This is a genomic window from Exiguobacterium abrahamii, assembly GCF_015645365.1.
GTDB classification, from domain to species: Bacteria; Bacillota; Bacilli; order Exiguobacteriales; family Exiguobacteriaceae; genus Exiguobacterium_A; species Exiguobacterium_A abrahamii.
Genome location: NZ_JADOYC010000001.1, coordinates 852,810 through 870,731, shown reverse-complemented (window position 1 = coordinate 870,731; position 17,922 = coordinate 852,810). Strand labels below are relative to the sequence as shown.

Below are 17,922 nucleotides of genomic sequence, written 5' to 3'. Positions count from 1 at the left end.
ATTGAAAAAAACAGCCACGATGACAAGTGGCTGCTTCAAAATTAGTCTTGCGGTTGGTTCGTGACGGATACTTCTTCGAAATAAAGCTCTTCTAAAGCTTTCCCGACCGGTTTATGCGATTTTGGGTTCGTGACTTTCACGCGTTTCCCGTCTTGGATTTGACGTGCACGCTTAGCGGCAACTGTAACGATCGTATATTTCGATGGTACTTTCTTTTGAAGCTTATCAACTGATGGATATAACATATCACTTAACCTCCATGGCTTTTTTATATAGGGACGCGACACGTTCCCGACTGCAATGTTCCGCTGTGACGATCGCTTGAATTCGATCACAGGCTTTATGAATTTCGTCGTTCGTCACGACATAGTCATACGCATCCATCATCTCAATCTCTTCCTTAGCGACGAGAAGACGTTGCTTGATGACTTCCTCCGATTCCGTTCCACGCCCTACGAGGCGGTTCCGCAATTCTTGGAGGCTTGGAGGTGCAAGGAATAAGAAGACAGCTTCCGGAAAATGTTCTTTGACCTGCATGGCCCCTTGAACTTCGATTTCGAGAATGACGTCTTTTCCTTCATCTAGGATCTGGTTCACCCATTCGACAGGCGTTCCATAATAATTCCCTACGAATTCAGCATATTCCAAGAGTTGATTGTTCGCAATCATCTCTTCAAATTCTTCACGCGATTTAAAGAAATAGTGGACACCATCTACTTCTCCTTCACGCGGTTGGCGCGTCGTACAGGATACCGAGTAATGCAGATCGTTATCCTGATCTTCGCGCAAAGCACGACAGACCGTTCCCTTTCCGACACCACTTGGACCTGATAATACGAGTAATAAGCCACGCTCTTTGAAAATCACTTCAAAACCCCTCCATCTCACAAACTTCACATTGTTTCATATTAGCAGTAGAGACGGGAAGTTCGCAAGTCATCTTTTTTAGCTCGACTGCTTTATCATACCATAACGATGCCATTTCTGTTACCTTTAGAAAGTGAGAACGAAATCAAGAAAGAAGGTAATCGTATGGCTTTTGACGGATTGATGACGACACGCGTCGTCGAAGAACTCCAACCGCTCGTCGGAGGACGGATCAATAAGGTATACCAACCGTACACATTGGATTTAGTATTCCAGGTCCGGGCCGAGCGAAAAAACGTATTATTGCTCGCCTCTGCGAATGCCATGTATGCACGGATGCACATTACGTCGGAAACGGTCAGCAACCCGAGTGAACCCCCACTCTTCTGTATGATGCTCCGCAAACATGTCGAAGGCGGGTTCATCGAATCAATCGAACAACTCGAACGCGACCGGATCATCGTCTTGCGCGTCCGCTCCCGGAACGAACTTGGCGATGAGGAAGCGAAAAAAATCTATATCGAATTGATGGGACGTCACTCGAACATCATTTTGACCGATGGACAAGATAAGATCCTCGATGCGATCAAACACTTACCACTCAGTCAAAATACCTTCCGGACGATCATGCCAGGGATGACATACCAACTTCCACCGGCACAGGATAAAGTCGATCCGCTCACGGGAGATATCGAAAAGGCGCTTCACCGGATTGACTGGAACGCTGGGAAGCTCGATCGCCAGTTACTTGGTCTGTTCAGTGGTCTGTCCCCGCAAATCGCAAAAGAAATCGTCTCGCGGGCAGGTCTAGCCAACCGGACTACTCTCGCGTCTGCCTTTCAAGAAGTCCTGAAGGAACTCGATGGTCCTTATGTCTTACAACGGATGGATGGCGGGAAGGAACGCTTTGCACCGGTCCGACTAACGGAAGGATCCATCATCGATGAGAAGACTTTCGAGACGAGTGGTCAAGTTCTCGATGCCTTCTTCCATCAAAAGGCGAACCGCGATCGCGTCAAACAACAAGCAGCCGATCTCGAACGGTTCATCAAGAGTGAATATGATAAAAATATTCTAAAACGCTCGAAACTCGAAAAAGATTTAGAAGCGACGTTACGAATGGATGAATGGAAACATAAAGGGGAACTGCTGACGACCTATCTGTATCAGCTCGAACGCGGGATGAAGGAAGCGACCGTCGTCGATTACTATGATCCAGATGGTGCCGAAATCACGATTTCGCTTGATCCCCGCTTTTCACCGAATGAGAACGCGCAACGTTATTACAAACGGTATAACAAATTAAAAACCGCCAAAGTCGAAGTCGCGCGTCAGCTCGAAAAGAACCAGGCTGAGATTGCGTACTTCGAAGGCTTACTTGCGCAACTAGATGTCGCATCCCCGGAAGATATCCGGGAAATGCGCGAGGAACTCGTCGAAGAAGGTTATCTGCGCGAACGACAAAAGAAGAAAAAGAAACCGCAGCTTCCACAACTCGAAGAATACCGTTCTTCGACTGGTCTTCCATTCTTCGTCGGAAAAAACAATAAACAAAATGATTACGCGACGTTCAAGTTCGGACGCCGGTCTGATACATGGTTACACACGAAGGATATCCCGGGATCGCACGTCATCATTCAAAGTGATGCACCGGACGAGACGACGTTGAAGGAAGCAGCGATCGTCGCGGCTTATTTCTCGAAAGCACGTGAGTCAAGCCAAGTCCCGGTCGACTTCACGGAACTACGATATGTCAAAAAACCAAGTGGTGCAAAGCCCGGATTCGTCATCTACACGGATCAAACGACGCTATATGTCACACCTGATCCAGATGTCGTCCAGTCCTTGCGTCAATGACGCTACACAAAAAAGCGCTGTTTTTCCTAAATGTTACTTAGGAGAAACAGCGCTTTTTCATCTTCACTTCATTTTTTCTAATTGTTCCCGGTAATCGAGCAAATGCCCATGAATGATATCCTTCGCCTCGCTTAATTCTTGATCGAATGAGAACATCGCCTGTTTTCGTTCGTGGGAGAAGATGACATCGTAATGATGGCTGAGTAAGAAATCAATTTCCTGACCGAGCGTCTTTTCCTGTTCCTCCGTCATCGGGATATCCCGATGACTGGCAATACTTTCAAGCAAGACGAGCAACTTGTCTTCAAGATCGACAAGCTCCTTCAGTCGAATGAACGCTTCACTTTGTCCACTTGCCATCAAGGGATACTTTTGATCTTCTTGGAGCATCAACATCATCTCTTCATGTTTGAGGATCTGTTTGCGGACAGCAAGCAGACGTGCGTCATCTTGTACAAGACTCCGCCAGTCCTCCATCAGTTGTTGCGTCGTTTTTTTGACGAGTAATAGTAAGCGGTCTTCATAATGTGGCGGGAAGACGATGTAATTGACGAGGACGGCAGATAACACACCGACGACGGTCAACAACGACCGTGATAAGGCATAGTGGACGTAGTCAGCGGTCGGGCTCTCGAACATCAAGACGATCGCAAATGCTGCAAACGTCGACATATCCGTTCGTCCAATCATCGAATTGAGGACAAGCGAGACGACGACGGCAAGTCCGATCGTCAGTGGATTTGCGCCAAGCGTCGCAACGATGGCGAGTCCACACATTAGTCCAAGTACCGTTCCGAAAATCCGATTGAAGACGATTTTAAATGAGCGATGAATCGTCGGTTGCATCGCAACGATTGCCGCGACAGCCCCCATTCCTGAATAAATACCAAAGACATACCAAGAGATGCTGAGCGCAAGAGCTACCGCGATGCCGGTCTTAATCGTTCGAAGTCCAATCCGAAACTTTAATTTCACTCGAGCGTCACCTGCCCGACTTCACTATTGACTGTCACTTCCGGTTTTTCTTGTTTCGACAGTTCATAAATCGTCTCATCCTTATTCTTTTGTTTCGTATATCGGTCAGAGGCTTTAATATCGCCTCCCGTGTCGATCGTAATCGTACCGGCTGATTTATTTGGTTTTAGCTTCGTCGCGCCGTCAATCGTCGTAACGTCAAGACTCAACTTCGCCATATAGTCTGCCAGCGAGACACTCTCGCCTGTCACCTGCGCATGGACGGCGTCCATTTCCTTGACAGAAATCGCACGTGTTGCATTCAGTGTAATCTCATCACCTTTTACTTTATCGAGACTCATCGCTTCTCCGTCCATCTCGATCGTTTTTGCGTAGATGCCCATTCCTTTCAATGTACCGGCATCGACATCGACACGGTTCATATAACTTGGTAGTCCCACTTGAATCGTGTAATCTGCTGTTTTTTCGCTCGGACGATTGCCAAGTCGAGACAGCCAACCATCTCGTCCTGTCACCGTCACCGTATTCGTCGATGTACTGATTTTCAGTCGCTTCCCACTCGACGCACTATCGACGAGTTTGATTTGGACGTTTCCGTCTGTGCTTCGAACGAATTGTACCGTTGCGTGCGGTGCCTCGATGGCGAGAGATTTATAGCGATTCGTCGTTTTGAATGACTCGCCGCGCGATAACAATTCCGTTGAGACGAGCAATGTGATCGAATAGATGACGACAAGTCCGAGAATGACACCACCGTATAAATAAAGCGGTCGCTTCACTGGTCCTTTTTCTCCAATCCGGTTCAACCGTGCATCCATCTTTTGTTTTTGTTTATTTTTTAAGCGTGTGAACGACGATTGTTTTCGTTTCCGCACACTCCTACTATTATGCTCTTCCATGTCAGCCCCTCCATCTCATGTCTACCATTATTCCGAATATCTGAATCGGCTGTCAACAGCCCCCTTCTTATCATAGAAGAAGTTCACCGTTTCGCCATCGGGCGGAAGAAGGAAGCGTCATCGGATGAACCGCTGACATTCCAGAAGAATAATCAACAAAAAGGAGAGGAACATTGACGTTTCCTCTCCTGTGATTAAGAACGGATTATAATTCGAGTGACTCGCCGATCGCGAGCGGATGACCCGTTTGACCTTGTGCTTCAATCTTTTCACAGAATGCGTTCGCATCTTGTTTGATTAAATCAAATGTATCGTAGTGGATTGGTACGACGGCTTTCGCTTGCAACATATCTGCAGCGATCAACGCATCATCCGGACCCATCGTGAAGTTATCACCGATCGGTAAGAAGGCTAAATCGATTTCGTGATGAGCGCCATAAAGGGCTAAATCCCCGAACAGTGCCGTATCGCCTGCATGATAGATTTCCTTTCCTTCGATCGTCAGCAAGAATCCAGCTGGCATCCCCATATACGTAATCGTTTGTTTCTCTTCATCGATGATACTTGATGAATGGAATGCCTGTGTCATCTTCACTTTACCAAATGGGAATTCAAATTGTCCGCCGAGGTTCATCGGGTGAACGTTGAGTCCTTTGAAACTCAGATACGTCGCCAACTCATGCGTAGCGATGATTGTCGCTCCCGTCGCTTTCGCGATTCGCTCTGCATCAAGCATATGATCGGCATGCGCATGCGTTAAAAGAATGAAATCCGCTTTGACGTCATCGGGATTCGTCGTCGCTTTATCGTTACCGCTAAAGAATGGATCGATGACGAGATGATGCCCGTTCGTCTCGATTGTTACTGTCGATTGTCCGTGATAAGTCAATTTCATGAATGTCACTGCCTCTCGTTTAGGATTCGGATAATTCATTCCCTTCCCCCCATGCACATAAACCTTTCATGGCAGGTTGCAGTGTAAATGCTGCTTCTGTCAATTTGTATTCGACATGTAAGACGGCTTCATCATACTCAATCCGTTCAATCATTCCGAGACGTTCGAGTTCTTTTAATTGATCCGTCAAGACTTTCCGAGAAATCCCGGGAATGGCACGTTGTAACTCTAAAAAACGTTTCGGACCGTTCTCTAACGTGCAATATAATTGTGGACGCCATTTTCCGCCGATGATGGCGAGCGCCCGATTGACCGGAAATTGTTCTGTCGACATGTTGTTCTCTCCTCCAGAGTAGTTACTTCAAAGTGCGTACTATGCAATCGAGTGTAGCGTAAGTTAGAGTATGCGTAAATCATTTTGCAAAAGGAGTGTTAAGCATGACGTATCCACGTAATTTTTCGCACATCGGTCTTTCCGTACCGAATCTCGACGAAGCCGTCCGTTTTTATCAAGAGGTGATGGGTTGGTATATCATCATGGAACCATCTGATGTCCTCGAAGATGACTCTGCCATTGGTGTTATGTGTACGGATGTCTTTGGTGCAGGATGGAACAAGTTCCGGATTGCCCACTTGGCGACGGGTGACCGCATCGGCATCGAGTTGTTCGAGTTCCCGAACAATGAACAGCCCGAGAACAACTTCGAATTCTGGAAAACAGGTATCTTCCATTATGCGATCCAAGATCCAGACGTCGAAGGTCTCGTCGAAAAAATCGTCGCCCACGGTGGCAAACAACGGATGCCAATCCGCGAATACTATCCGGGAGACAAGCCGTATCGAATGGTCTACTGTGAGGATCCATTCGGTAACCTCGTCGAAATCTACTCTCACTCGTATGAACTCACGTATTCGGAAGGAGCGTATTAAACATGAAAGCATGGTTAAATCACTCAGGTACAGCCATTGATCAATGGACATTCGAAGAAGTCGCAACACCGACGCCAGGAGAAGGTCAAGCCTTGATTCGCGTCAAGACTGTCGCACTGAATCCCGTCGACTATAAGGCGACCAACAATCCAGCTTGGACGTTCCCGCATATTCCAGGCGTCGATCTAGCTGGTGTCGTCGAACAAATCGGACCCGGCGCAGAAGTAAAAATCGGCGATCGTGTAGCGATTCATACGAATCTGCAACGCGATGGTGCTTTTGCTGAATATGCACTCGTCGATACACGTGCCCTCGCCCTGATTCCGGAAGACGTCTCATTCGCTGAAGCCGCTGCGATTCTTTGCGCAGGCATGACTGCCTATGAAGCCATCGTTCAGAAGATGAACACGACAGGGAAAGAAACGATCCTCATTCATGCTGGTGCAGGTGGTGTCGGTGGCATCGGCATTCAACTCGCAAAACGCCTTGGTCTCTCAGTCGCAACGACTGCTTCGACAGAAAACCATGAGTGGGTCAAGCGACTCGGCGCCGATCTTGCCATCGACTACAAAAAAGAAAATGTCACGGATGTCATTCGCGATTGGACGAACGGTCGCGGTGCTGACTTGATTTTCAATACGGTCGGTCGAGATGAAGCAACAGCGGATCTCGGACGTCTTGCCTTCTCGGGGCAACTCGCATTCATCGCCGGTGGTCCCGATCAGTCGGTCATCAAGCCGTTCACGCTCTCCCCTTCGATCCATGAAGTGGCACTCGCGGCTGCTTATGCCAGCGAAGATGACCGTGCGATCCGAAACCTCGGTCATATGGCAAGCGAATTATTAAAACTCGTCGCAACGAAAGAACTCGATCCACTCGTTACAGAACAGATTCCAGCAGCTGACATCGTCAAAGGATTACAACGTTTATCTGAACGCCACGTCCGTGGTAAAATCATCGCTACATTCAATTGATTTCTCAGTTTGACATGAAACAGCCGATCGTCCTTAGATAACAGGATGATCGGCTGTTGTTGTGCATATCAATGTCTAGACATCGAAACAAGAAACTCGATACTTACCGGTAGCGGTCTTGTTTCTTGATATGTAAGGATCGTCCGACTAGCTCGAAACCGACATGCTGATAGATCTTATTCGCTGTTTGATTCGACCAATCAGTGTAGAGCGTCACGACCGGATAAGACTGTAATAAATGTTCAGATAGTTTGGCGACGAGATAAGAGGCATACCCATTTCCACGCAGTTCTTTCGGCGTATAGACGTAAGAAATCGTAATCCCCGTTTGCGTCGGACGTGTCGCTGCCGCCATCGCGACAAGCACATCTCCACGAAACAGTCCGAACAAGCTTCCTTGCTGGATATGTCGCGTCATCGACTGATGGAGTTGCGTAAGCTGTCGCTCAGAAGGTCGTGTTTCAACTTCATATAAAAATCCGGACGCAAACGCTAAGGCTTGTTGTCTTTCATCGTCCGAAGTCGTTCGGAAGACGACATTTTTCGGAACCTGTGGCATTTCGACCTTCGTCAGTGCATACATCCCTTGTTCCATATGTACCTCATACATGGAATGTGGGAGTAACAGTGGCGCTAAGATGGCCTGTTCTCCGACAAATCCTGGGCTATCCAAAATTCTGGCAAGCTTTCGGATTCCCTCTTTTGAGAACACATCGCCTGCGACGATGGCTTGCTCCGGTATCGTTTGCAATATGACGAGACGATGATCGCCTTCTTGTGCCGTTGCCATCAAAAGCGGTTCATCCCCACGTTCTAATATGCCAAGAATCAACTGATGGGTATCCGGACGTTCAAGCAAAAACGGGAGGACGACCTTTTTGAACTGTTCATAATCACGATAATGCGTCACCATAGTCGACGACCTCCTTTATTTTTCTAGTGTACCAAAACATTCACTAGAAATCGTAGGTCGTCCGACGGAATCTATCGATTTTAGACGTTCGCTGTAAAATGTTCGCTCCAAGCGACTGGATCTTTCGACCAATCCGCCAACTGTTTTTGCTCTTCTATAGTAATATCGCCTTGTTGATGTGCGGTTTCGAGTAACGCTTCGAACGTCAGTAATGCATCCGCTTCAATCTTTGCGTCGCGGAGATTATTTGACAAGCGCTCCATTCCGTACGAGAAGATCGCTTGAATGCGAATGACATCTGCTCCCTTCGCTTGCAAGGCTTCCGCCGCTTCGATTGCAGACATCCCCGTCGATAATAAATCTTCGATGACGACGACACGTTGTCCAGGTTGAATGACACCTTCGATTTGATTCCCTTTACCGTGTTTCTTGTTGCCACTACGCACGTAGACCATCGGTAATCCAAGTCGTTCCGCGACGAATGCTGCATGCGGAATACCTGCCGTAGCGGTTCCAGCAATCACATCGACTGCAAGTCCCTTCACTTTCTCAGCGAGTGCATTTGCAATCAAGGAACGAACTTCCGGGTACGACAGCGTCAACCGATTATCACAATAGATTGGTGACCGGAGTCCACTTGCCCATGTGTATGGATCGTTTGGCGATAAGGTGACGGCTTCAATACGGAGTAACGCACTAGCGATTGGATTTACCATGAGAATTGCCCCTTCCATTGTTCAAGTAACATCTGATAGACCTGTTCTGGATGTTCAGCACGCGTAATCGGACGACCGATCACTAAATCCGACGCTCCATTTTGACGAGCATCAAGAACGGTCGCGACCCGCTTTTGATCATCCGCTTGACTGTTCGTCGGACGAATGCCGGGTGTGACGAACCGAAAATCTGTCCGACAGGCTGGAACTAATTCCGGAAGATCGAGTGCTGAACAGACGATACCATCTAGTCCTGCTGCTTCTGCGAGTTGCGCATATTCACGAACGACTGCCGGCATCGCTCCTTCAATCTTTAAATCGCGTAACATCGCTTCATCCGTCGATGTCAACTGAGTCACGCCAATCAGTTGTGTCTCGGCGTTCGTCTCACGCAGTCCTTCTCGCGCCGCGATCATCATCTCTTTTCCACCAGCAACATGGACGTTCGTCAGTCCGACGCCTAATTGTCCGATGATGCGCATCGTCCGGCGTGCCGTTTCTGGAATGTCGTGGACTTTGACATCGAGGAATACCGCGTGTCCACGCTCGACGAGTTTTCGGACGAAAGTTCCGCCTGCTGCATAAAACAATTCCATCCCGATTTTCAGGGCAGGTCGTGTCTCTTCGAACCGTTCGAGAAACGAAAAGACTTCTGCTTCGGTTGGAAAATCAAGCGCGATGTAAAGTTGATTCATATGCTTTCCCCCTGATGTCTAAAATATGATCGATGCCAAGTTCGTCCATCCGTTCTGGTAACTGCTGAATCAATTCTTGACAGATGTATGGATTGACGAAGTTTGCGGTACCAACGGCAACGGCCGAAGCCCCGGCGTAAATCATTTCGAGGACATCATCGACCTCCATCACGCCACCCATGCCGATGATCGGGATCGAGACGACTTGCGCGACATCATGAATCATCCGAATCGCGACCGGTTTGATCGACGGACCTGATAATCCACCGATACGGTTCGCAAGGATCGGTTGCCCCGTCCGGACATCGATTCGCATCCCAACTAGTGTGTTGATCATCGTCAGACCATCTGCACCAGCGGCTTCGACGGCACGCGCCATCTCGACGATCGAGGTGACGTTCGGTGATAGTTTGACGTAGACCGGTTTAGTCGAGACTCGTTTGACACGTCGGGTCAACTCAGCGGCAAGCAACGGATCCGTTCCGAACTGGATTCCGCCCGATTTGACGTTCGGACAGGAAATATTTAATTCCAGTGCATGAATGCCAGGATGCTGACTCATTTTCTCTGCGACGAGCTCATATTCTTCCGGTGTCGAACCCGCGACATTGGCGATGATTGCCGTACCGAACGTCTCGAGAAAAGGCAATTTATTCGTTAGGATGCCATCGACACCCGGGTTTTGGAGACCGATTGCATTCAACATCCCCATCCCACTCTCTGCGACACGCGGCGTCGGGTTCCCGTAACGTTCTTCCCCCGTCGCTGCTTTAATCATGATCGCCCCAAGCTCTGATAAATCATACAACTTCGCATATTCCTCACCGAATCCAAAACATCCGGATGCCGGCATGATCGGATTTTTTAAAGAGAGTCCCGGCAACTCGACACGCAATCGTTCCGTCATAATACGACCTCCTCTGCCCGAAAGACTGGACCATCGGAACACGTCTTGACGTATCCGCCCGTCGGTGTTTGACAGACACAGGCAAAGCATGCTCCGATCCCGCATCCCATTCGGTTTTCGATTGACAGATACTTATGTTCGATCGGTTGTTGCTGTAACGTTCGCAACATCGGTTCCGGTCCGCAGGCGAGTAGAACGTCGTAGCTTTCTGGACGTAAGGCTGCCGTGACGAATCCTGTCGTGCCATGCGTTCCATCGACGGTCGTGACCGTCGTCTTACCGAGTGCTTGGAATTCCGCTTCGTAAAAAACACTTGTTGCCGTATCAAATCCTAGAATCGCTTCACATGTCACGCCCCGGGCGACAAGTTGGCGCATCGTCTCATACAGCGGTGGGACACCGATCCCCCCACCAACGAGGACGACGCGTTGAGTTGGATGGATAGCAGCAATCGGAAACCCGTTTCCAAGCGGTCCGAGGGCATCGATCGTATCATCCGGACGCAAAGAAGCCAGTTCTGCTGTTCCTTGTCCAATTTCTTTAAAAAGAAACGTGATCAAATCATGGTCGACCCGGGCAATCGAGATCGGTCGGCGTAAGAGTGGCCCGACGCGAAGATGCATGAATCGCCCTGGCGCGATGTCCTGAGGTTGCTCGAGGCGACAGACGAGTTCTGTCGCACCCTGAGCTACCATTCGTCGAGAGACGACCGTCAAGAGTTGCTTCATTGGATCACCACTTTCTTTTCGTGTGTGAAAGCTTGGATTGCACTCGCTTCGAACGAGCGACTTTCGATGACGCGTAAAATTGCTTCCGCCGTATCGAGTGATGTCAGACAGATGACTTGATTCTCGGCTGCTGCCCGGCGAATGATGAAGCCATCTTTCGTGACTTGTGAGTCCCGACTCATCGTATTGATGACGTATTCGATCTCCCCTTTTTCAATCACGTCGAGCATCGATTCGGAAGACGAGTCGATTTTGCCGACCGTCTGGACTGGTAATCCTTGCTCCGTCAAGTAGGCTGCCGTTCCTTCCGTTGCGAGTAACGTGAATCCAAGTGAGGCAAAGCGTCGTGCAAGATCCGTCATTTCTGCTTTATCTGGATCTGCGACCGTCAAGAGGACACGACCGTGCTCTGGAATCGCCATTCCTGATGCGAGTAACCCTTTATAAAGTGCTTTTTCAAGTGTCCGGTCCGTTCCGATGACTTCACCAGTCGATTTCATTTCTGGTCCGAGTGTCGGATCAACTTCTTTAAGCTTCGCAAATGAGAAGACCGGCACTTTGACTGAGACGAGTGGTTCTTCCGGTAGCACACCACTTGTTAACCCATAAGAAGCGAGTGTCTCACCGAGAATGATATCCGTTGCGAGACGCGCGACCGGAAGTCCCGTCACTTTCGAGATGAATGGCACCGTCCGGCTGGCACGCGGATTGACTTCAAGGACATAGAGAGCGCCGTCCGCGTAGACGAACTGGATGTTGAGTAAGCCTTTGATGCCGAATGCTTTCGCAATCCGTGTCGTGTAGTCGACGATCCGGTCCTTGATGTCTTGGGAGACACGTTGTGGCGGATAGACACCAATCGAGTCACCCGAGTGAACACCGGCACGTTCGATGTGCTCCATGATGCCTGGAATGACGACATCCGTTCCGTCGCAGATCGCGTCGACCTCGAGTTCGATTCCTGTCAGATAGCGGTCAACGAGGACCGGTCGTTCCGGTGAGGCGATGACGGCGTATTTCATATAATGTTCCAGTTCTTCTTGAGCATAGACGATTTCCATTGCCCGACCGCCGAGGACGTACGATGGACGTACGAGAACCGGGTAACCGAGTGACGCTGCTGCCGTGACCGCTTCTTCGACTGTCACGGCCGTTTTACCCGGTGGCTGTGGAATGTCGAGCGCCGTCAATGCTGCTTCGAACTGTTTCCGGTCCTCAGCCCGGTCAAGATCCTCAAGCGATGTCCCGAGGATTTTCACACCTTCTGCTGCTAATGACTCGGCTAAGTTGATCGCTGTCTGTCCACCGAACTGGACGATGACACCGAGTGGACGTTCGTTTCGGATGACTTCCAGGACATCCTCCATCGTCAGTGGTTCAAAGTAGAGCCGATCGGAAATCGAGAAGTCGGTCGACACCGTTTCCGGATTGTTGTTGACGATGATTGCTTCGTAGCCGGCTTGACGAATCGCTTGAATCGAATGGACTGTCGCGTAATCGAACTCGACGCCTTGACCAATCCGGATCGGACCTGATCCTAAGACGAGAATCGAAGAACGGTTCGTCGCAATCGCTTCATTTTCGCGTTCGTATGTTCCGTAGTAGTACGGTGTATCGGACGCGAACTCTGCCGCACACGTATCGACCATCTTATAGACCGGGTGAATCGCTTGTGCTTCACGCATCCGGCGAATCTCCGTTTCCGTTTGTCCGGTGATCCGGGCGAGCATCGGGTCACTGAATCCATACCGCTTCACATGCAGGAGTAGTTCAGGTGTCAAACCAGCTGCGACCGATTGCTCGAGCTGCCAAATATGGTGCAACTTCTCGAGGAACAGGCGATCAATCGCCGTCCAGTCATGAATCTGTTCGACGCTGTAACCGCGAACGAAGCCCGCGTACAAGGCGAAGAGTCGATCGTCGGTCGCTTGGCGAATCGCTTGTTGTAAGGCATCATCTGCCATTTCGATGAAGCGTGGCATATACAGATCCGCTGTACCAATCTCGAGTGAACGAACGGCTTTCAGTAAAGCCTCTTCCATCGTCCGTCCCATTGCCATGACCTCACCAGTTGCTTTCATCTGTGTACCGAGCGTCCGGTCTGCCGTTTCGAATTTATCGAACGGCCAGCGTGGAATCTTGGCGACGACATAATCGAGTGCCGGTTCGAAGGAAGCAAAACTCGTCTCGGTGATCGGGTTCTTTAATTCAGATAAGGCATACCCGACGGCAATCTTCGCAGCTAGTTTTGCAATTGGGTAACCCGTCGCTTTTGACGCGAGTGCAGACGAGCGTGAGACACGTGGGTTGACTTCGATGACATAGTAGTCGAAGCTCGTCGGATCCAGTGCGAACTGGATGTTACATCCACCTTCGATTCCGAGTGCACGGATGATATCGAGCGAGACGTTTCGTAGCAATTGATAATCGCGATCCGATAGCGTTTGGGTCGGGGCAAAGACGATCGAGTCTCCTGTATGAACACCGACGGGATCGAAGTTTTCCATTGCACAGACGATGATCGCCTGATTCGTCGCATCGCGCATGACTTCGAACTCGACTTCCTTCATCCCGGCAATTGATTTTTCAAGAAGTACCTGTGTTGCCGGACTTGCCTTGAGTCCCCCTTCGACGATTCGCATGAACTCTTCTGGTGTGTTGGCGATTCCGCCGCCCGTTCCCCCAAGCGTATATGCCGGACGGATGATGATCGGTAGACCGATCTGTTGCCGGAATTGTTGTGCCTCTTCGAGCGTATGCACGATTTCACTGTCCGGCACACCATGCCCTCGTTTAAACATCAGTTGACGGAACAAATCACGATCTTCTGCCTCTTCGATTGCTGACAATTTCGTACCGAGTAACTCGACACCATACTCAGCAAGGACACCGAGACGATCCAGTTCGACAGCCAAGTTCAGACCCGTTTGACCTCCGAGTGTCGCAAGCAAGGCATCCGGACGTTCCTTGCGGATGATCCGTGAGACGAACTCTGCTTGGAGGGGCTCGATGTAGACACGATCAGCGACCGTTGGATCCGTCATGATCGTTGCTGGGTTCGAGTTGACGAGGATGACTTCATATCCTTCTTCCTTCAAGGCTTGACACGCTTGTGTTCCAGCGTAGTCGAATTCAGCTGCTTGTCCGATCACGATAGGACCGGACCCGATAACGAGAATTTTCTGGATATCTTGACGTTTAGGCATGAGAGACCTCCTGTTGTTTCGTGATTTCTTCTAAAAACTGTTGGAATAGACCGTTCGCATCCATTGGACCAGGTGATGCTTCCGGATGGTACTGGACGGAGAAGACTGCTGCTGTCGTATGACGGATTCCTTCGACCGTTCCGTCGTTGATCGCAAGATGCGTCACTTCAAGCACGGTATCGCGTAAGGACTGTTCGTCAACGGCATACCCGTGGTTTTGCGACGTGATATCGACGCGACCTGTCCGGATATCTTGGACTGGATGATTCGCCCCTCGGTGACCGAATGGGAGCTTGAACGTATCCGCCCCGTGCGCTAGTGCAATCAACTGATGACCGAGACAGATGCCGAAGATGACGACTTTTCCCGTCAATTCTTGAATCATCGGAATCGCCGTTGGGACATCCTTTGGATTCCCTGGTCCGTTCGATAGCATTACACCGTCCGGACGATAGCGTAAGACTTCCGTTGCACTGACGTCGTAGGGCACGACGACGACTTCACAGCCGCGTTTGACGAGTTCGCGGACGATTCCGAGCTTCGCACCGAAATCGACGAGAACGATCCGCGGTCCAGCACCCGGTATGATGTACGCTCGTTCCGTTGAAGCTCGCTTGACTTGATCCGTCTCGATAGGTACGTTTTGAAGATGAACCAGTTCTGCTGCTAAATCGAACTCACCGTCAACGAGTCGTCCGCGCATGACCCCTTTCGAACGGATATGCCGTGTCAATTGGCGCGTATCGATTCCACTTAATCCTGGAATATTAAGATCTTGAAGTGCTGCATCGAGTGACATCTCACTCCGGAAGTTCGACGGCGTCTGACAATGTTCACGTACGATCAGTGCTTTAGCGAGCGGACGCGTCGTCTCATAGTCTTCTCGGTTAATCCCGTAGTTTCCGATCAACGGGTTCGTCAACACGATCATCTGATCGCAGTAAGATGGATCCGATAGCATTTCCTGATACCCTGTCATTCCGGTCTGGAAGACGACCTCTCCTGTTGTTGTCTTATCTGAGCCAAATGCTGTTCCTTCAAACGTCATCCCATCTTCTAGTATCAGTGTCCGTTTACGCATGTGCTGTGTCCTCCTTGAATACGATTTCTCCCTTGACGAGCGTCATGACCGGGAATCCTTTTAACCGTTCTCCTGCGAACGGTGTGTTCTTGCCTTTTGAGCGGAATCGTTCCGGTGATACGGTACGCTCCGTTTCTAGATCAAGCAAAACCAGATCTGCTTCCGCTCCCACTTCGAGTCTCCCGTAAGGAAGTTCAAAGATGGCTGCTGCCTTATCCGTTAAATTCCGGATCAGTGTCTCAAGTCGCATCTCTCCTTCAGCGACGAGCTTCGTATAGAGGAGTGGGAAGGCCGTCTCGAACCCTGTGATGCCGAACGGGGCGCGTTCGATACCGAGTGCCTTCTCTTCTGCCGCATGGGGAGCATGATCGGTCGCGATGCAATCAATCGTTCCGTCCGCTAACCCCTCGAGCAATGCTTGGCGATCTGCTTCACTTCGTAAGGGAGGATTCATTTTAAAGTTCGGGTCCTGATTCGGTATGTCTTCATCGATCAACACCAGATGGTGCGGTGTGACTTCTGCCGTCACCCGAATCCCTGCTCGTTTCGCGTCACGGATGACACGGACCGATTCTTTCGTCGAGACATGACAGACGTGATAATGACAGCCGGTTTCTTCTGCGATCAGAACATCACGTGCGATATGGATACTCTCAGCAAGCGACGGAATACCTTGTAGCCCTTCCCGTCGACTGTAGTTCCCCTCGTGCACACATCCTGCTTTTAACGAATCATCTTCGCAGTGAGCAACAATCGTTTTCCCAAGCCGTGCCGCTTGTTGCATCGCTGTCCGCATGACTGCTGCCGTCTGGACGCCGACACCATCATCCGTAAAGGCGACAGCATCTGTTAATTGGTCGAACGCGACGAGTTCTTGTCCGAGTTGATTTTTTGAAATCGCCGCGTAAGGCAAAACCCGAACGGACGCTGTCTCTTCAATCTTTTGGAACAACGCATCAAGTGTTTGACGATCGTCTGGTACGGGGCGCGTGTTCGGCATCGGACAGATCGTCGTGAATCCACCCGCTGCCGCCGCTGCCGTGCCGGTCGCAATCGTCTCCTTATGTTCGCCACCCGGTTCCCGCAGGTGGACATGGATGTCAACGAATCCTGGTGCAACGAATAAGCCGGACGCATCAATGACCGTTTCATTCGCTTGCGGTGTTGCTGCTAAATCCGTGATTTTCCCGGCTTCAATCCGAATATCTCCCGTTCGAACTTGTCCCGCCTCGTACCATCTCGCATTCTCAATTCGTGTTGTCATCTGCATCGTCTCCTTTGATTGATTTCGTTGAAAAGCACCATTCCAGAATCGCCATCCGTGCAAAGACACCGTTTTTCATCTGTTCAAAGATCCGCGATCGCGGATGTTCGACCAGTTCGTCGGCAATCTCGACTCCCCGATTGACCGGTGCCGGATGAAGCACGATCGCGGAATGCTTCAGACGGTTCATCCGCTCATGTGTCAATCCGTACGTTGTGTGGTAGACTGCTGGATCAAATCGTGTCGTCCCGTCATGCCGTTCGTGCTGGACACGCAGTAACATTAAGATGTCGCACTGCTCGACGGCTTCATCCATCGAAAGATACGGTATGCCCATCGCAGGGTCGTACCACTCAATAGGTCCTGATCCATAGACGATGGCACCGAGTCGCTTTAAGATGTCCGCGTTCGATCGGGCAACGCGACTATGTTGTAAGTCCCCACAGATGACGACGACTTTTCCTTCGACCGTTCCGTACGTTTCGACGATCGTCATCAAATCGAGTAAGGACTGGGACGGATGTTGACCGCTCCCGTCTCCCGCATTGATGATCGGAATATCGAGCGTCTGCATCAGTTCTTCGTAATATCCGGTTGCTCCGTGGCGAATGACCAAAGCATCTGCGCCGATTACTTCGAGTGTCTTGCATGTATCGCGTAACGTTTCTCCTTTTTGCACGGAGGAAGTCGCCGTTTCGAACGGCAGTAGATGCATATTCAGACGATGCTCTGCCATCTCAAAGGAAGAGCGTGTCCGAGTCGAGTTTTCAAAGAACAGATTGACGAGCGTCTTATCCGAAAAATCTGGTGCTGGCTCGCCTCGTTTAAAAGCGAGACTGCGTTCAATCAAAGAATTAATTTCTGTCGTGGATAAACTTTCTAGGTTGACGAAATGCCGGTTTTTTAGAATCGTCTTCATATCATTCACTCCTCTTCAGATCACGAAAAAGGCGCACCTTCTAAGTGAAGGTGCGCCGAAAGAAGGCAGAGTGATTCCCTGCATCTTTTCATGGCC

Annotated in this window: 18 protein-coding genes; 3 read left to right on the top strand and 15 right to left on the bottom strand. The window is 50.0% G+C overall.

Annotated features, from left to right (window positions below; all coding sequences use genetic code 11):
• Nucleotides 1-41 precede the first annotated feature (41 nt).
• Nucleotides 42-245: a DNA-directed RNA polymerase subunit omega gene (rpoZ, locus tag ITJ88_RS04290; RefSeq protein ID WP_029342114.1), complete on the bottom strand. Its 204-nt coding sequence runs from the start codon at nt 243-245 to the stop codon at nt 42-44.
• 1 nt (nt 246) lies between these two features.
• Nucleotides 247-864 (bottom strand): guanylate kinase, encoded by a 618-nt coding sequence (gene gmk / locus ITJ88_RS04285; RefSeq protein ID WP_174316772.1) that lies wholly within the window; start codon nt 862-864, stop codon nt 247-249.
• 168 nt (nt 865-1,032) lie between these two features.
• Between gmk and ITJ88_RS04280 the strand changes: the two genes are divergently transcribed.
• Nucleotides 1,033-2,724: an Rqc2 family fibronectin-binding protein gene (locus ITJ88_RS04280; RefSeq protein ID WP_195864750.1), complete on the top strand. Its 1,692-nt coding sequence runs from the start codon at nt 1,033-1,035 to the stop codon at nt 2,722-2,724.
• Between the two features lie 63 nt (nt 2,725-2,787).
• Here ITJ88_RS04280 and ITJ88_RS04275 read toward each other — a convergent pair whose 3' ends face one another.
• From ITJ88_RS04275 to ITJ88_RS04260, 4 genes are all read right to left on the bottom strand, one after another.
• Nucleotides 2,788-3,699 carry an FUSC family protein gene (locus ITJ88_RS04275; RefSeq protein WP_195864749.1) on the bottom strand — a complete coding sequence of 304 codons (912 nt, stop codon included), beginning with the start codon at nt 3,697-3,699 and terminating at the stop codon, nt 2,788-2,790.
• Nucleotides 3,696-4,598, bottom strand: coding sequence for a DUF4097 family beta strand repeat-containing protein (locus ITJ88_RS04270; RefSeq protein ID WP_195864748.1), 903 nt, complete (start codon nt 4,596-4,598; stop codon nt 3,696-3,698). The genes ITJ88_RS04275 and ITJ88_RS04270 overlap by 4 nt, the downstream gene beginning before the upstream one ends.
• 205 nt (nt 4,599-4,803) lie before the next feature.
• Complete coding sequence (locus ITJ88_RS04265; protein WP_195865510.1) at nt 4,804-5,493, bottom strand: metal-dependent hydrolase; 690 nt, start codon at nt 5,491-5,493, stop codon at nt 4,804-4,806.
• Between the two features lie 19 nt (nt 5,494-5,512).
• Nucleotides 5,513-5,827, bottom strand: coding sequence for a winged helix-turn-helix transcriptional regulator (locus ITJ88_RS04260; RefSeq protein ID WP_195864747.1), 315 nt, complete (start codon nt 5,825-5,827; stop codon nt 5,513-5,515).
• 104 nt (nt 5,828-5,931) lie between these two features.
• Here ITJ88_RS04260 and ITJ88_RS04255 point away from each other — a divergent pair, with 104 nt between their 5' ends.
• Both ITJ88_RS04255 and ITJ88_RS04250 read left to right on the top strand, forming a co-directional pair.
• Nucleotides 5,932-6,423 carry a lactoylglutathione lyase family protein gene (locus tag ITJ88_RS04255; protein ID WP_195864746.1) on the top strand — a complete coding sequence of 164 codons (492 nt, stop codon included), beginning with the start codon at nt 5,932-5,934 and terminating at the stop codon, nt 6,421-6,423.
• Nucleotides 6,424-6,425: 2 nt separating this feature from the next.
• Nucleotides 6,426-7,397, top strand: a complete 972-nt coding sequence (locus ITJ88_RS04250; RefSeq protein ID WP_195864745.1) for a zinc-binding dehydrogenase — start codon at nt 6,426-6,428, stop codon at nt 7,395-7,397.
• Nucleotides 7,398-7,500: 103 nt separating this feature from the next.
• Here the strand turns inward: ITJ88_RS04250 and ITJ88_RS04245 are convergent, their stop codons facing one another.
• From ITJ88_RS04245 to ITJ88_RS04205, 9 genes are all read right to left on the bottom strand, one after another.
• On the bottom strand, nt 7,501-8,310 hold the full coding sequence (locus ITJ88_RS04245; protein WP_195864744.1) for a GNAT family N-acetyltransferase: 810 nt from the start codon (nt 8,308-8,310) through the stop codon (nt 7,501-7,503).
• Between the two features lie 80 nt (nt 8,311-8,390).
• Nucleotides 8,391-9,026, bottom strand: coding sequence for an orotate phosphoribosyltransferase (gene pyrE, locus ITJ88_RS04240; protein ID WP_195864743.1), 636 nt, complete (start codon nt 9,024-9,026; stop codon nt 8,391-8,393).
• Complete coding sequence (pyrF, locus tag ITJ88_RS04235) at nt 9,020-9,721, bottom strand: orotidine-5'-phosphate decarboxylase (RefSeq protein ID WP_195864742.1); 702 nt, start codon at nt 9,719-9,721, stop codon at nt 9,020-9,022. Before pyrF ends, pyrE begins: the two co-directional genes overlap by 7 nt.
• Nucleotides 9,696-10,628 (bottom strand): dihydroorotate dehydrogenase, encoded by a 933-nt coding sequence (locus ITJ88_RS04230; RefSeq protein ID WP_195864741.1) that lies wholly within the window; start codon nt 10,626-10,628, stop codon nt 9,696-9,698. Before ITJ88_RS04230 ends, pyrF begins: the two co-directional genes overlap by 26 nt.
• Nucleotides 10,625-11,356 (bottom strand): iron-sulfur cluster-binding protein, encoded by a 732-nt coding sequence (locus ITJ88_RS04225; RefSeq protein WP_195864740.1) that lies wholly within the window; start codon nt 11,354-11,356, stop codon nt 10,625-10,627. Before ITJ88_RS04225 ends, ITJ88_RS04230 begins: the two co-directional genes overlap by 4 nt.
• Nucleotides 11,353-14,562: a carbamoyl-phosphate synthase large subunit gene (gene carB, locus ITJ88_RS04220; protein ID WP_195864739.1), complete on the bottom strand. Its 3,210-nt coding sequence runs from the start codon at nt 14,560-14,562 to the stop codon at nt 11,353-11,355. The genes ITJ88_RS04225 and carB overlap by 4 nt, the downstream gene beginning before the upstream one ends.
• Nucleotides 14,555-15,643 (bottom strand): carbamoyl phosphate synthase small subunit, encoded by a 1,089-nt coding sequence (locus ITJ88_RS04215; RefSeq protein WP_195864738.1) that lies wholly within the window; start codon nt 15,641-15,643, stop codon nt 14,555-14,557. Before ITJ88_RS04215 ends, carB begins: the two co-directional genes overlap by 8 nt.
• Nucleotides 15,636-16,907, bottom strand: a complete 1,272-nt coding sequence (locus ITJ88_RS04210; RefSeq protein ID WP_195864737.1) for a dihydroorotase — start codon at nt 16,905-16,907, stop codon at nt 15,636-15,638. The genes ITJ88_RS04215 and ITJ88_RS04210 overlap by 8 nt, the downstream gene beginning before the upstream one ends.
• Nucleotides 16,891-17,826, bottom strand: coding sequence for an aspartate carbamoyltransferase catalytic subunit (locus ITJ88_RS04205; protein ID WP_195864736.1), 936 nt, complete (start codon nt 17,824-17,826; stop codon nt 16,891-16,893). The genes ITJ88_RS04210 and ITJ88_RS04205 overlap by 17 nt, the downstream gene beginning before the upstream one ends.
• Nucleotides 17,827-17,922 lie beyond the last annotated feature (96 nt).

Bases quoted from the DNA above. Each gene is read 5' to 3' on its own strand.
- ITJ88_RS04260 (WP_195864747.1), bottom strand. From the start codon at position 5,827: ATGTCGACAGAACAATTTCCGGTCAATCGGGCGCTCGCCATCATCGGC.
- ITJ88_RS04250 (WP_195864745.1), top strand. From the start codon at position 6,426: ATGAAAGCATGGTTAAATCACTCAGGTACAGCCATTGATCAATGGACA.
- rpoZ (WP_029342114.1), bottom strand. From the start codon at position 245: ATGTTATATCCATCAGTTGATAAGCTTCAAAAGAAAGTACCATCGAAA.
- ITJ88_RS04230 (WP_195864741.1), bottom strand. From the start codon at position 10,628: ATGACGGAACGATTGCGTGTCGAGTTGCCGGGACTCTCTTTAAAAAAT.
- pyrE (WP_195864743.1), bottom strand. From the start codon at position 9,026: ATGGTAAATCCAATCGCTAGTGCGTTACTCCGTATTGAAGCCGTCACC.
- carB (WP_195864739.1), bottom strand. From the start codon at position 14,562: ATGCCTAAACGTCAAGATATCCAGAAAATTCTCGTTATCGGGTCCGGT.
- ITJ88_RS04280 (WP_195864750.1), top strand. From the start codon at position 1,033: ATGGCTTTTGACGGATTGATGACGACACGCGTCGTCGAAGAACTCCAA.
- ITJ88_RS04215 (WP_195864738.1), bottom strand. From the start codon at position 15,643: ATGCGTAAACGGACACTGATACTAGAAGATGGGATGACGTTTGAAGGA.
- ITJ88_RS04245 (WP_195864744.1), bottom strand. From the start codon at position 8,310: ATGGTGACGCATTATCGTGATTATGAACAGTTCAAAAAGGTCGTCCTC.
- pyrF (WP_195864742.1), bottom strand. From the start codon at position 9,721: ATGAATCAACTTTACATCGCGCTTGATTTTCCAACCGAAGCAGAAGTC.
- ITJ88_RS04265 (WP_195865510.1), bottom strand. From the start codon at position 5,493: ATGAAATTGACTTATCACGGACAATCGACAGTAACAATCGAGACGAAC.
- ITJ88_RS04255 (WP_195864746.1), top strand. From the start codon at position 5,932: ATGACGTATCCACGTAATTTTTCGCACATCGGTCTTTCCGTACCGAAT.
- ITJ88_RS04270 (WP_195864748.1), bottom strand. From the start codon at position 4,598: ATGGAAGAGCATAATAGTAGGAGTGTGCGGAAACGAAAACAATCGTCG.
- ITJ88_RS04210 (WP_195864737.1), bottom strand. From the start codon at position 16,907: ATGACAACACGAATTGAGAATGCGAGATGGTACGAGGCGGGACAAGTT.
- ITJ88_RS04205 (WP_195864736.1), bottom strand. From the start codon at position 17,826: ATGAAGACGATTCTAAAAAACCGGCATTTCGTCAACCTAGAAAGTTTA.
- ITJ88_RS04225 (WP_195864740.1), bottom strand. From the start codon at position 11,356: ATGAAGCAACTCTTGACGGTCGTCTCTCGACGAATGGTAGCTCAGGGT.